Annotated in this window: 15 protein-coding genes; 14 read left to right on the forward strand and 1 reads right to left on the reverse strand. The window is 40.4% G+C overall.

The annotated features are described in order from the left end of the window. The first annotated feature begins 62 nt into the window (after nt 1-62). The 4 genes from MFF31_RS16215 to MFF31_RS16230 all read left to right on the forward strand — a co-directional run bounded on the left by MFF31_RS16215 (nt 63) and on the right by MFF31_RS16230 (nt 3306). Nucleotides 63-1238 carry an acyltransferase family protein gene (locus MFF31_RS16215; protein ID WP_238189238.1) on the forward strand — a complete coding sequence of 392 codons (1176 nt, stop codon included), beginning with the start codon at nt 63-65 and terminating at the stop codon, nt 1236-1238. 51 nt (nt 1239-1289) lie between these two features. Further along, on the forward strand, nt 1290-1826 hold the full coding sequence (locus MFF31_RS16220; protein ID WP_238189240.1) for a MarR family winged helix-turn-helix transcriptional regulator: 537 nt from the start codon (nt 1290-1292) through the stop codon (nt 1824-1826). Nucleotides 1827-1948: 122 nt separating this feature from the next. Beyond that, nucleotides 1949-2437, forward strand: a complete 489-nt coding sequence (locus MFF31_RS16225; RefSeq protein WP_238189242.1) for a hypothetical protein — start codon at nt 1949-1951, stop codon at nt 2435-2437. Between the two features lie 2 nt (nt 2438-2439). Further along, on the forward strand, nt 2440-3306 hold the full coding sequence (locus tag MFF31_RS16230) for an SDR family oxidoreductase (protein ID WP_238189244.1): 867 nt from the start codon (nt 2440-2442) through the stop codon (nt 3304-3306). A 44-nt stretch (nt 3307-3350) separates the two neighbouring features. Here the strand turns inward: MFF31_RS16230 and MFF31_RS16235 are convergent, their stop codons facing one another. After that, on the reverse strand, nt 3351-3764 hold the full coding sequence (locus MFF31_RS16235; protein ID WP_238189245.1) for an HIT family protein: 414 nt from the start codon (nt 3762-3764) through the stop codon (nt 3351-3353). Nucleotides 3765-4232: 468 nt separating this feature from the next. Here MFF31_RS16235 and MFF31_RS16240 point away from each other — a divergent pair, with 468 nt between their 5' ends. The 10 genes from MFF31_RS16240 to MFF31_RS16285 all read left to right on the forward strand — a co-directional run bounded on the left by MFF31_RS16240 (nt 4233) and on the right by MFF31_RS16285 (nt 14149). Then, nucleotides 4233-5054 carry a nicotianamine synthase family protein gene (locus tag MFF31_RS16240; RefSeq protein ID WP_248565503.1) on the forward strand — a complete coding sequence of 274 codons (822 nt, stop codon included), beginning with the start codon at nt 4233-4235 and terminating at the stop codon, nt 5052-5054. Then, the gene (locus MFF31_RS16245) at nt 5051-6406 is read left to right on the forward strand and encodes an opine metallophore biosynthesis dehydrogenase (protein WP_238189250.1); all 1356 of its coding nucleotides are present in this window, start codon (nt 5051-5053) and stop codon (nt 6404-6406) included. The genes MFF31_RS16240 and MFF31_RS16245 overlap by 4 nt, the downstream gene beginning before the upstream one ends. Then, the gene (gene nikA, locus MFF31_RS16250; RefSeq protein WP_238189251.1) at nt 6390-7949 is read left to right on the forward strand and encodes a nickel ABC transporter substrate-binding protein; all 1560 of its coding nucleotides are present in this window, start codon (nt 6390-6392) and stop codon (nt 7947-7949) included. The genes MFF31_RS16245 and nikA overlap by 17 nt, the downstream gene beginning before the upstream one ends. Nucleotide 7950: 1 nt before the next feature. After that, a complete protein-coding gene (nikB, locus tag MFF31_RS16255; protein ID WP_238189254.1) occupies nt 7951-8895 on the forward strand; it encodes a nickel ABC transporter permease in 945 nt (314 codons plus the stop codon). After that, nucleotides 8892-9764: a nickel transporter permease gene (nikC, locus tag MFF31_RS16260; RefSeq protein WP_238189255.1), complete on the forward strand. Its 873-nt coding sequence runs from the start codon at nt 8892-8894 to the stop codon at nt 9762-9764. The genes nikB and nikC overlap by 4 nt, the downstream gene beginning before the upstream one ends. A 53-nt stretch (nt 9765-9817) precedes the next feature. Further along, entirely contained in the window at nt 9818-10690 is an 873-nt protein-coding gene (locus tag MFF31_RS16265) for an ABC transporter ATP-binding protein (protein ID WP_238189258.1), read from the forward strand. An 18-nt stretch (nt 10691-10708) separates the two neighbouring features. Next, the gene (locus tag MFF31_RS16270) at nt 10709-11500 is read left to right on the forward strand and encodes an ABC transporter ATP-binding protein (RefSeq protein ID WP_238189260.1); all 792 of its coding nucleotides are present in this window, start codon (nt 10709-10711) and stop codon (nt 11498-11500) included. Between the two features lie 32 nt (nt 11501-11532). Continuing rightward, on the forward strand, nt 11533-12378 hold the full coding sequence (locus tag MFF31_RS16275) for a DMT family transporter (RefSeq protein ID WP_238189262.1): 846 nt from the start codon (nt 11533-11535) through the stop codon (nt 12376-12378). Between the two features lie 3 nt (nt 12379-12381). After that, nucleotides 12382-13068, forward strand: a complete 687-nt coding sequence (locus MFF31_RS16280; RefSeq protein ID WP_238189264.1) for a class I SAM-dependent methyltransferase — start codon at nt 12382-12384, stop codon at nt 13066-13068. Nucleotides 13069-13282: 214 nt separating this feature from the next. Next, on the forward strand, nt 13283-14149 hold the full coding sequence (locus MFF31_RS16285) for a carbohydrate ABC transporter permease (protein WP_238189266.1): 867 nt from the start codon (nt 13283-13285) through the stop codon (nt 14147-14149). Nucleotides 14150-14214: the final 65 nt, after the last annotated feature.

Consider the following 14214-nt stretch of genomic DNA (forward strand, 5'->3'; position numbering starts at 1 on the left):
CATCTCAATTATGAAGTTGAAGTGCTGAAGATGATAAAGGAATTATAGTGAGGAGATTTTACATGGTTAAAGATCGTATTGATCAAATGGATTCAATCCGCGGTTTGGCAGCAATTGCAGTAGTTTTTTGTCACTTCTATTCGGTGGAAATAAACCCGTACTTATCTAGTCTTTTATTCAAATATTCGCCATTCACATTTTTAATAAATGGACATGGTTCTGTAATCATGTTCTTTTTACTGAGTGGATTTGTACTTATGTTGCCTTTTTTAAAAGGAGCGCAAACAACTTATAAAACCTTTTTAGTTAAACGTATATTGAGGATTTACATTCCATTTTGGATAGCAATGCTGTTTGCTTTTTTAATGTATGCGCTACTTTCTGCAAAGAAAGTTTCCGGATTAAGTGAATGGTTTTATAATTCCTGGAATGGTTCTATTACTCTTAAGTCGATAGTTGAAAACCTTTTTTTAATCGGAAACTTTAATTCTAATTTGTATAATAACGCAATATGGTCGTTAATTCATGAAATGCGAATCTCGCTCATATTCCCATTTATAGCCTTTATTGTTATTAAGCTTAGCTGGAAAAAAGTTTTAAGTATTGCCCTTTCATTATCTGTAATTAGTGGAACAACACATGTATTCTCATTCGATGTAAGCTATGGATATCACACCGGATTTGTAGACACGTTTCATTATGCATCCATATTTTTGATAGGTGGTTTACTGGCAAAGCATAGAGGTGAAATAGTGAATTGGTTTGCTCAATCCTCAACAAAATACAAATGGGTTATCGTTGCAGCGGCTTATGTACTCTTTACTTATGCCGGATTTGCAATGGCTGTAGGCAATCTTTTAGGGCTATATAGCTATAGCGAAATTTTGGCAGATTACACAGCGACTGCAGGAGCTTCGCTCATTATTGTAGTCGCATTAGGTTCGGCGAAGGTTGCAACCATACTTAGTAAACCTGTGTTTAAATTTTTTGGTAATATCTCATACAGTTTATACTTATATCACTTGATTGTTTTGTACAGCTTCGTTTATTTATTGCACGGAATAGTACCGATGAGCATTATTTACGTAATCACTTTCTTATTAACTGTACTAATATCTGTTTTATCTTATAAATACATAGAAATTCCAACAATAAAACTCGGCAAAAAAATGACGATGAAGGAGCAACCATTAACATTCCGTAAGGAGGCAGTAACGAAACCAGTAATGAAACTGTAAATGATGTAGAAATGGGTTGACAAAAAAATAGTTAGGAGCCATACTATATATATGACTAATGAAAATAAAGTAATAAATGACAAGGATGCAGTGCCTACTCTTGAACAATCTAAGCGCCAGATTGAACGTTACAACCTAGACGTAGATGCGCAGGCTGTGCTCGTTGCGTCCAGATTGATGGCAGCTGGTGCGAAGCTTGGACATGCAGCTGAAATTCATTTCTCCAGATTCGGTTTATCAACGGGAAGATATCGTTTATTAGCTGACCTTGAAGATAACGAAGGAGAAGTGTTGCCGTCACAACTAGCGGAACATCTAGATGTTACACGCGCAACAGTTACTGGTCTTATCGACATTCTTGAACGAGATGGGCTTGTTTCTCGGCGGTTGAGTTCGGTTGATGGGAGACAGAAAGCTGTCATTCTGACCGAACTCGGAAGGAATAAGCTAAGAGATATGGCTCAAGACCATTTTGCTCGATTGGAAACGATGGTTAGTTCACTCAGTATTGAGGAGCGGGCTGTATTTCTAAATCTGCTTGGGCGAATTACTCAAGGTATTCCAGCACTTACGGACGAAACAAGGTAACAAAGTTATAAAATTCGTTAGGAGTAAATGGGCTAGTCCAGCTAGCCTATTTTTACAACTATATAGTTAGGTCCCTAATTATATGGACCTGACCAAACTATTATAGAAAGGAGGACTAGCATATGAACAAGGCTGCTTCTGTGAATAAAAGTGATGGTACTTTCGATAACAACGATGGTTCAAAACGGAAGTTATTTGTACTGTGGCGTGAAGTTTTAATGGGCTACGCTGCTCCAGCAATAATGGCAAGTATAGGTGGACTGATTATTGGTGACAAAGAGCTTCAATTAGCAGCACTAACAACGATTGGCGGGACATCTGCTTTCATAGCATGGATGTTAGGTTTATGGCTAATCAAACGTGGAATTCACAAAAAGTGGATTGTACGCGCACCTCATTTGCTCATCGTAGGGATGTTTGCATTGGTGGGAAATTCGTTTGGATTATTGTTAGCATGGATGACATCAGATGTAGTGGGAACTATTTTTGCAGTGGATCATCTGACATGGGTTGATCGAGTATGGATTGATTTCCCTACATCCGGTTTAATTGCAAGCACGATAGTGACATGGAGATGGCATCTAGCCGTCGCACCAAAAAGGAGAAGATAACAATGATAGTTATTATGGGAGCAAGCAGTACGATAGGAAACGAGTTATTGAAACGTTTAGTTCAAATGGGTGTGCCTGTTACGGCAGTAAGCAGACAATCTGAGAAAATGCGTAAAAGTATGGCAATTTATGACCAATCAGCAATCCAGTTTGTATCTGCTGATGCTTCTGATACTGAATCACTTCGGCGTGCGTTTAAAGGAGCCAAACAACTATTTCTAACGATGGCTAATAGTCCTCATCAAATCGAAATGGAAACTGCTATTATTCAGATTGCAGCCCAGTCTGGGATCGAACATATCGTAAAAATTTCAAGTCCTGCTTTTGAAAAAAGTGCTCCAGTAGAAGTAGCCAACTGGCATCGTCAAATTGAAGGGATGTTACAGCAATCAGGTTTGACTCATACCATACTTCGACCCTATGCATTCATGCAAAATGTATTAAGGTTCGCACCTGCAATCAAAAATCAAAACGTTTTTTATGGCTGTATGGGTACTTCGCCATGCAACTTTATAGACTGCCGTGATATAGCGGATGTTGCTGCGGAAGCTTTAACCAACAATAAAGTATCAGGACAAGTTTATACACTGACTGGTAAGGAAGTATTCAGTTATTCCGAGATTGCTGATAAATTATCTGTATTGCTCAATAGGCCGATTGCTTATATGAATCTTGAGCCTGAAGCCTTATCTCGGAATTTGATCGAGCGCGGAAATATGCCTCCTTGGCTTGCTAACCATGTTGTAGAGATTCAAACGATGTCTACGATCGTACCAGAAGTACCTACTAACACTGTAAAGGAAATGTTAGGTAGAGATCCACGCACTATCGACGCTTTTCTACTTGAGCATGTAGAAACTTTCCGGTAGAAGATCCATCATCATGATGAGAGGAGGAGTCGTAATCGACTCCTTCATTTTTTTATAACCTTTAAAATCTTTTCTTTCGTTTGATTTAATCGTTTCTCAGCTCCATGCGGATGCAATGGTTCACTCCACGAGAATCCATCCCCAACATATCTTGGGATGAGATGCATATGGTAATGGGTCAATTCATTAAATACTCCGCCGTTTTGGCAGATGCTGATGCCATCTGGATTAAACAAAGTTTTTAATACAGTTGACAGTTTCTTAGAAGCGTCCATAATCGCATAGGCAGTCTCCGAATCTATTTCTTCAACATCCCAATAATGTTTTTTGGGAAGGATGAGGATGTGCCCCTCATTAAATGGATTAATATCGAGTACACAAGTTAACAGTGCATTCTCATATACAATGTTTAAGTTAGGTTCAGTTCCGTTAGCAATTCTACATCCGAGACAATCCAAAGAGTATCACTCCATCCCAATAATAGTGTTTTATTCTTATTCGATCCTATATTTCTGTAATCCTTCCTTACTAAATCATAAATTCTGAGGTGTGGCAAAATTAGCTTTACGGCAAAAGTAGACTTGTATAGACGTTTACGTATCAGGAAGCGTGGGGTCGGATACAAACGATAGGTAATACTTTAAAAGAACAAGGTTGCTTGTGATTCCTAACCTTTCTTGAATCATTGGAAAAGACCAACCTTCCTCTAATCGCAATCGTACACCAAGGTGGCAATTACTGTACTGCCAATTTTCTATTTGACTCCACAAAGAATGAAATACGTTAAATGATTGCTGCATAAAATGACTCTAAAGAGTCATTTTGGAATGATAAATCTCGGTTATTATCAGGGGGAAGCTTACATATCCATTCGTTCAGAAGCAAGTTGCATAGCTTCTAAAAAGTGATTAGCGAAATGGAGGGAAATGATGAAGCACAAGTACGCCTTTTTGCTTTCTATGCAATCCATTGAGTACGAAATTAAGAAATTAACACTTTTTTCAAAAAAATGTTCGGATTGTTTTGAGTTGCTGCAATTAAAGTTGGATGAGCTGTGCCGTTTCATGACCAGTGAACAAAACGAAGAGCAATGGCAACTATGGGGGCATCACAAGGAGATTAAACAACAAAGCAACCAGCTTCGCCACACCTCAACACAAGCACTATGTGAGATGGAAAAATATCAATCCATTAGTACACTGGAGAAAAAAATGGATAAAAGCGATTATTTAACGATATTATCCAGTGCGGTCAAGGATGAACTGAACAATTTTCGTATCGGCGCAAGCTCTAAGGTGCTGTTCGTTGGTTCTGGGGCGTTCCCAACAACTGCTTTGACTATTGCGAAGGAAACAAGTGCGGACGTCTTGTGCCTAGATATTGATCGTGAAGCTGTAGATCTAGGAAGGCGAGTAGCTGAAGTGTTTGGTCTGCAAGCTAAAGTACTATTTTCGGAAAACTCTTTGAAAGAGCAATCGTTTCTAAAAGATGCTACTCATGTCATTATTGCTTCGCTTGTTGGAAACAAGTATGAGGTGTTGGAGGAGTTAAAAAAAAATCTTAATGTAGAGGCGAAAATTATGTTGAGGTACGGTAATGGATTAAAGTCTGTTTTCAACTACCCATTGGAAATAGACTTGTCGGAAGACTGGGATATGACTCCTGTTCCTCATGGCAAGAGCATCTACGATACAATGATTATTCAGTCAAAGAGTCGCTTGTCTGTTGGGACGGTGATTAGCGGATGATTCAGACAGAACGAGTATCTCGATTTGGGAATGTGTTAATTATCGGAGCTGGTCCAGCGGCTATACATGTAGCAGTGGATATTTCCAAAGGTTGGTGCGAGCAATTAGGTCTGGCGAATCGCAAAGGCACTCATACTGACCGATTAAAGCAAGAGCTGGAAAGCTGCTCGGGCAACATTTCTACGGTCGTACAGGTAGAATCGAAAAGTCATCTTTCTGGCGAGGTTCAGTTGACTCGGTTTTACGAAGGTTTTGAACATATTGATAATGTTTGGCAAACGCTTATACTATGTACCCCTTGTGACACGTATTTAAGCGTGATTAAACAATTAAACCTGGATAAATTAACAGAAATTAAAACCATTTTACTTCTATCGCCAGGGATTGGATCAAATCTACTCGTACAAAGTGCTGTTTCCAAATGTAATGATTCTATCGAAATAATAAGTTTGTCTACGTATTATGCCGCAACAAGATTCGACCCACGCGGCTCCACTTTAATTACATCTATTGTAAAAGGCTTGAAGCGTAAAGTTTTTGTTGGTTCAAATAAACCTAATAGTCATGCTCTTATCAACGTGAAAGACTTTATAGAGAGCCTTGGTATTGCATGTGAAATCACTTCGCATTCCATTGAAGCCGAAAGTAGAAGCATTACAGCCTATGTCCATCCTCCATTTTTTATCAATGACTTTTCTCTTCACGAAATTTTCAGTCATGTTCGTTCAACAAAATATATGTATAAACTATATCCTGAAGGACCTATTACGCAACATACGATCAAAGAAATGCTTCAACTTTGGAAAGAGACTTCTGCTTTTATACAATTGCTTAAAGCACAACCTCTTAACCTACTGAAATTTTTGAATGATGATAATTATCCTGTTCATGAAACGACTCTCTCAAGAGAAGATGTCGAAAGTTTTGTAGAAATGGATGAAACGAAGCAACAATATCTGCTTTATATTCGCTATTCTTCCATACTGATAGATCCTTTTTCTAAACCTGATGAGAATGGGAAATACACGGACTTTTCTGCATTCCCCTATGTACAAGTATCACAAGACAAGGAAGGAAAGTGGGTTATTCCAAGAGTTCCATATGAAGATTACAAGAAACTCAAACTACTGTATGGCTTAGCACAAAGATTCGATTTAGCTATGCCGCAAACAGTAGAACTTATTAATCGGTTTGAGCAAAAAGTAGCATCGTTTATGCAGGAGCATGGACATCATACATGCCGATCTGACATGAATGTGGATACGACAGCTGATGAAGTTAATGCAATATATGAAGAGCTGCTAAAAATGAATAGGGAGGAGTGGGAATTAAAAGATGTTCATTCATCTTAACACTCGTGTTCGTAACGTTTTGAAACTGTTTTGTTTGGCACTTATCGTAGTTGTTGTTGCGGCATGCAGCAACAATGAAACAGAAGTGGTAGACAACCAGAAGAGAGTTACCATTATTCACAGCTTGCCTAATGATTCGCTTGATCCACACAATACATGGATCGCTTTACGTGCAGGGGTAACTGAAACGCTAGTTCGTCTGAATGCTGACATGCAACTTGCTCCTTGGCTCGCAGCAAGCTGGAATGCTAAGGATGATACGACATGGGTGTTTACCATACGTGATGGAATACAATTTCAAGATGGAACAAAACTGGATGCTGCTGCGGTGAAGGCTTCTTTCGAGCGGGGGATTCAGGATAGTAAAGCTCTTGAAGCGGCGCTTAAAATTGCTGAGATGGAGCCAGATGGCCAACAGTTAACAATTAAAACGAAGGAACCTTTTCCCGCTTTTCCTACCGAGTTGGTACATCCAACAGCAGGAATAATAAGTGTTGCAGCCGAGCGGACGCTAGGGAAAGAAACATTTAATAACGCGCCAGTTGGCACAGGTCCTTTTGAAGTTACCAGCTTCCTGCCGGGAAATGAAGTACAGTTGAAGCGCTTCGATAAGTATTGGGACGGCAAAGCCAAGCTGAACGAGGTTGTATTTAAATTTAATTCGGATGCTAATGTCCGAACTCTGGCGTTCCAATCCAAGCAAGCGGATATTGTGTATCATATCGCTCCTGAGTCGCTTGCCGCTATTCAAAAGGATAAACAATTATCTCTTGATTCCGTATCCAGTTTGCGAACTCATTATTTTACGTATAACCCAAAAAGTTTAATTGTCAGCGATAAAAGGATTCGACAAGCGATAGATAAGCTGATCGACAGAGACGCAATTGTTAAAGATATTATGTTTGGTTATGCAACACCATCCAATGGTCCATTCCATTCATCACTGCCATTCGGCAATAAAGATGATTATCAAAAGCTTGATCAAGCAGGTGCTTTGCAACTATTGGAGAGTGCAGGCTACCAGAAAGGAAGTGACGGCAAGCTTTCGAAGGACGGAAATCCGTTAACACTTAAATTAATTGCCTTTACAGGTGTGAATCCTGAACTTCCGCTTATTCCGCTACTTGTTCAGTCTGAAGCCGCAAAAGTAGGAATAAAAGTAGAAATTCTATCTGTTGAATATCCGGATGTCTTTATTGCGGATCATTCCAACTGGGATATCTCTACATCAAGCTATTTAACATCACCGCGCGGAGATGGTGGTTCATTCTTAAACGCTGCTTATGTTCAAGGCGGTTCTTCTAATGCGGCAAACGTTAACATAGAGGGACTTGCTCCTATCTTGGAAGAGCTAAATCGAACGGGAGAAATAAATAAACGCAATGAGCTGACCAAACAGGCAGTTCAAATCATAAAAGAAACTTTGCCTCATTCCTACATCATCAACCCGAATATATTGGTGGGATTGAATACTCGAGTGAGCGGGTGGAAGCCAGGTGCGGAAGAGTTTTATATCGTGACGAATAAAATGGATGTGAATTAATATGCTTCGGCATATCGGGTTTAGGTTCGTCCAGCTTCTTTTTGTCATGATGATCGTGAGCTTGGTTATCTTTGTTCTTATGAAGCTGGCTCCAGGAGATCCGGTGCTTGCTATTTTAAAAGCAAATGAAGGCGCAGTCACAATAAGTGATCAGAATGCTGTTCGTACGGAACTGGGTCTTGAGATGCCGCTCTACAAACAGTTCGGCAGTTGGTTAAAAGGGGTAGTCACCTTTGATCTAGGCAGATCTTATATGAATAACCGTGATGTCTGGGACATTCTGATGGAAAGGCTGCCAGCAACTGTCTCATTAACGATCGGTGCATTTATTGTTCTGTTGCTGATTTCGGTTCCATTAGGTGTGCTTGCCGCACAACATCAAGGACGCTTGCCGGATCATATTAGTCGTTTTGTTGCCCTCATAGGTTCTTCTATTCCAAGCTTTTGGTTAGGTTTGCTGCTCATATACGTATTTTCGTATCAATTAAACTGGCTGCCAACGATGGGTAAAGGAAGTTTAAGTCATCTGATTTTACCTTCTATAACATTAGGTTTTGTAATGGCACCTGAGTATATTCGACTGCTGCGTGCAGGCTTGCTTGAAACCTTATCGGAGCAATATATTCGTGCAGCCCGCGCACGGGGGATAGCGGAATGGAGCATCATTATGAGACATGCTCTTCAAGGAGCTTTGTTGCCCATCCTCTCGGTGTTCGGGATGAGTATAGGCAGTTTGATGGCAGGGTCAGTCGTTACGGAATCGTTGTTTGGGTGGCCAGGTTTGGGCAGCATGGCAATGGAGGCTATTACACAGCGGAACTATCCGCTCATTCAAGGGTATGTTCTCATTTCGGGTTTTTTTATTGTACTTGCTAATTTGGCTGTTGATATCAGTTACGGACTGCTTGACCCCAGAATTCGTGTGGGGAGGGGGAAACGAGCTTGAATGACAAACCTTTGGTTATAGCCCCCGCACAGGGAGGATTTGGTCAAGTAGGACGAAATTTGCTGCGCAATCCTATGATATGTATTGGAATAGGATTCATTGTTGTAGCAATAGTGTTGATTATACTGGGCCAATGGATTATACCGAATGACCCTTTGCTTGTAAACATGTCAGATCGGTTGCTTTCTCCAAGTCTGCAATATCCACTCGGTACGGACCATCTCGGGCGATGCCTATTTTCGAGATTATTGGAGGGTGCTCGTACGACGCTAGGTACTTCATTTCTGTTCATATTGATTGTCGTTTCTATTGGTGTACCTATTGGACTATTCTCAGGTTATAGAGGTGGAATAGTAGATAGTGTTCTTATGCGAATTACAGATGGGCTAGGCGCAGTACCAGAATTTTTACTTGCGATAGCAGTTGCTGGTTTTCTTGGACCGGGATTACTTCAAGTTATGCTTGCCATCTGCTTTGTGAAATGGATTGGTTATGCACGCTTAGTCCGCGGCATTGTCCTATCTGAGAGGGAAAAGGAGTATGTACTTGCTTCTATTGTTGCAGGAAGTGGGACGTGGGCGGTAATAAGCCGGCATTTATTTCGGCAAATTGCTTCCCCGTTAGCGGTCATGGCATCACTGGATGTAGGAAGAATGATCCTGCTCATATCGATGTTATCTTATTTAGGTTTGGGCACACAGCCTCCTTCACCGGAATGGGGAGCTATGTTAAGTGATGGTCGGCCTTATTTCCAAGCTGCGCCGCAGCTAATGATATATCCGGGACTATCTATCTTCATAATCGTGTTAGCATGCAATCTGTTAAGTGATGGATTACGAGATAAACTAGACGTTCGCAACCGTACATAAACGGGTTGTTACAACGAGTAAGCTAGTGGGACACTTGGAATGAGAGGTGCAGTATGTTTATAGAAGCGATAAGCGAAAAGACTGTAAACACTGTTGACTCTAATGTGAAACGTACAGAAATAGGTTCTGACATTGGGAGCGAAGCAGTACTTCGTGTAGAGCAATTGTATATCGATGCTTATCTTCATAAAAAGTGCAAACCACTTGTACATGGCATTTCTTTTTCGATTAACAAAGGGGAAACTCTTGCGCTTGTTGGCGAAAGCGGCAGCGGTAAAAGTGTTACTGCAAGTGCCGTTGCAGGACTTCTCCCGAAAGCGCTTCGGATCAGGGCGGGCAACATTTTGTTTCAAGGCGAAAGTTTGTGTAAGTGGACGAAGCAGCTAAGAAAGCAATTAAGGGGTAACCGTATAGGCTATGTATTTCAAGATTATCAAGGCAGCTTTACACCCTTTATCAAAATAGGCAGTCAATTGATGGAGATGATCCGAACACATAGGAAGTTGACAAATAATGAAGCAAAGGAAATAGCTATGCTTTGGCTTGCTCGTGTAGCACTTCCAGCAGATAGAGTTTTTGCAAGTTATCCATTTCAGCTCAGCGGCGGGCAACGACAACGAATTGCAATCGCTGCTGCTTTAATGCTTGAGCCTTCGCTTCTGATTGTTGATGAGCCGACTACAGCTTTGGATGTGATTACAAGTACATTGATTTTGGATTTAATTGCACAGCTGCAAACAGATACAGGCTGCGCCGTGCTGCTTATTTCCCATCACTTGCGACAGGTGCTGCAACGATCCCATTACATTGCGGTTATGCAGGACGGAATAATAGTTGAACAAGGAACAGCGAGGACGATTCGTGATTGTCCAAATCATCCCTATACAAAATTGTTATTAGCGGCAAGCCCTAAATTGACTAAGTAAGGAGGTTATTTAATCCTAATGGGGGCATTATTATCGGTAGATAAACTATTCAAATCGTACAAAAATAGCAGAGAAGAAGTTTGTGCTGTTCACGATATTTCATTTGATATTGGAGCAGGAGAATGTCTTGGACTTGTAGGTGAGAGTGGGAGTGGCAAAAGTACAATTGCTAAACTGCTTCTTGCTCTGGAAAGGCCGGACAGTGGAGATATTCGATTTGATGGTATTTCATTAGTTCATATCCCTGATCGAAAACGTCGGTTATTGCGTCAATATTTTCAGGTTGTGTTCCAAGATCCAACGGCTTCATTAAACAATCGGCTTCCCATCTGGCGTTCGGTGATCGAACCACTAGATAATTTCCCGAAGGTATCACCGCCGTTTCTTCCAAAAGCAAAACAATCTCGGCGGGAAACTGCTGCATGTTTACTCCAAATGGTAGGTTTAGAACCCGAACATCTTGATCGTTATCCCCATGAGCTTAGCGGCGGACAGAAACAACGAGTTGCGATAGCGCGCGGCATCAGTCTTAATCCAAAGCTGCTAATCTGTGATGAGCCTACTTCGAGTCTTGATGTGACTGTACAAGCACAAATTCTGAAACTGCTCAAACAGCTGCAAAATAACCTCAACATGTCCTATCTATTTATTTCACACGACATTGCGGCTGTTCAACAAATGAGCGATCGAATTGTTATTTTGAAGGAAGGGCGCATGGTCGATTTGTTTTCCAGTAAAGATATTTGGAGTGAAAATCGGCATGTCTATACTCGCATGTTAGTTGCAGCTGCGGATGAAATGGAGTTTTAGTCCCATCATTACGTGTGATGAAAGAGGTTCACATGAGAAACGGTGTTCAGCTCGCTTTATTATCATCTCTTGTGTTTAGTGTAATGAATGCATTGGTTAAAGAAGTAAGCAGTACGATTCCTGCTGCGGAAATCGCTTTTTTTAGAGGTCTGATTGGTACGCTGTTAATAGTAGTGCTCATGCGGCAAAGTCAACTTTCCTTTTCTCGAAAAGGGATTCCGATGCTCGCTTTGAGAGGTGTTTTAGGCGGTCTATACATGCTGGCTTATTTCTACACTCTTGCCAAAATGCCGCTAACAGACGCAAGTATTTTGGCTCATTTGTCGCCTATATTTGTAATCATCTTGTCTGGTGTATTTCTTAAGGAACAAATTTCGCGCAGAACGTGGTCGCTTCTACCAATAGTGTTTATTGGAGCGCTGCTGCTGATTAAACCTTATCAATATTCTAGTTACTCTGTTTATGCGATTGCTGGACTTTTAAGCGCTTTCTTCGCTGCAGCAGCAGGAATATCTATTCGTTTTTTAAGCAAAAGTCATCACGCCTATGAGATCGTGTTTTATTTTGTAGCAACTTCAACGCTTGTGGCTGTTCCTTTCATGTGGGGACAGTTTGTTCTACCAAATGTACGTGAAGGATTATTTCTGTTACTGATAGGAATCATCTCTTTACTTGGGCAACTCATTCTGACAAAAGCCTTTACTTATTCTAATGCGGTTGTTGTACAAGTTGTAAGCTACTTTGGGATCGTGCTGAATACGCTATTTGGCTTTTTATTCTGGGAAGAAGTGCCCGACATGATAACGATTATAGGCGGTTTGTTTATTATTGCGGGATGTATGGCGTTGTCTAATGAGAAACGAATAAAGGAGGAATAAAAGATGACGGAGGAATCATTGTATGATGTTTGGTGGGAGTATAAAGGTGAAGGTGAACAAGGGATGGAGGATGATCATTTGCCGCACTGGAGGCGAGTACTCCGTTTTATTCCTGTAGAAGATCTAAGTGAAAGCAATGTTCTTGATTTTGGTTGTAATCAAGGCGGGTTCCTTCGACTTCTATATGAAGAGAGGCCTTTCAAACAAGGAATTGGCACTGACTTAGCTCGTCAATCGATAGAAGTTGCTAACAGTAGAAAAGGGCATTTGCCCATTCAATATTTAGCTACATCAATGCCGGAGCAATATGAACATTATTTTGATTATGCCTTTAGCCTTGCTGTTATTTATTTACTCCCCGATCTTGATGATCACGCTATCAAAATAAAAGGGGTATTGAAGCCGGGCGGCGTCTATTATGCTACTTTTGTTGATTATTCCGGCAACCCCAGCTTGCCGAACATTCGAGATAGAATTAATAGCAACGCAGCATTGCCAATGCAAGAGCATACGATAGATTCTGTTGCAAATGCCTTTTTAAAAGAGGGATTCAAGATCGGCATTCGTCGCATGACTCCTGCGGATTTTGTTGATGTATCATCAGGAAAGAAATGGTTTAATACGATTGAAGATCATCTGCAGTATGTATACGAACAAGCCTATTTATTGCGAATTGTCGCACCGAGATAACACGGCGATTAGTAGACTTGGAATGAATGCACGTTTTTTATAATTAAATCAGCTTATTTCAGCCCTCATCTTGATAAAAAGATGAGGGCTGTTTGACGCTTTAATAAAAACTTTATCTTTTACCCTACTTCTATTTAAAATGTTCACTTTATTCTAAATGCATGAGGCAGGAGGAAAGGAAGAATGAAAAAGACTTTGAAAGGATAAATTCTTAATGAAAAAATGGTTCCGTCATGATGCTTCCGCTGCTTTGATGTTTCTCGCACCGAGCGGAATTGGGTTTGCACTGTTTTATTTTATTCCATTTGCTTTGAGTTTTTTTTACTCTTTTGTAGATAGTCCGGTAGATGGCCATTTTGTTGGGTTTGATAATTACCGTGAACTTATCGAAAGCGATTCTTTTCGGAAAGCAGCAGCCAATACCTTTTATTTTACCATTGTAAGTGTTCCTGTTATGGTGGTGCTGTCTTTAGGTTTTGCATTGCTTTTGAATCAAAATATGTTCATTCGAAAATGGTTGAGAACCGCATTTGTTATTCCGCTTGTTATACCTGTAGCTTCGATCGTTTTAATCTGGCAAATACTATTAGATTGGAATGGGTCGCTTAATGCTTGGCTCCATTATTTTGGAGTAGAACGAACGGATTGGATGAAAACAGATGCAGCACGAAATGTTGTAATCATCGTTTATTTGTGGAAAAACATCGGTTATAACATCATTTTGTTTTTGGCTGGACTTCAGCAAATTCCACATGATTATTATGAAACAGCCCAAATCGAAGGTGCTGGACGTTTGCGACAGTTTGGCAGCATTACGCTAATCTATCTGACCCCTACAATGTTTTTTGTTGTGTTGATGTCTATCATTAACTCATTCAAGGTGTTTCGGGAAACGTATTTAATCGCTGGCGATTACCCACACGAAAGTATATATATGTTGCAGCATTATATGAACAACATGTTTATGTCGCTGGACATTCAAAAGATGACTGCTGCAGCAACATTAATGGTAGCCTGCATTTTAATCATTGTATTAGTACTGTTTACGATAGAACGCCGTTTCCGGCAGTTTATGGAATAAGGCTGGAGGAGAATGGATTGCAAAGTACACGAAAGGTATTACAAAAATGTGCATTAACCGGCTTT

The sequence above is a fragment of the Paenibacillus sp. L3-i20 genome, from assembly GCF_022180385.2.
GTDB lineage: Bacteria > Bacillota > Bacilli > Paenibacillales > Paenibacillaceae > Pristimantibacillus.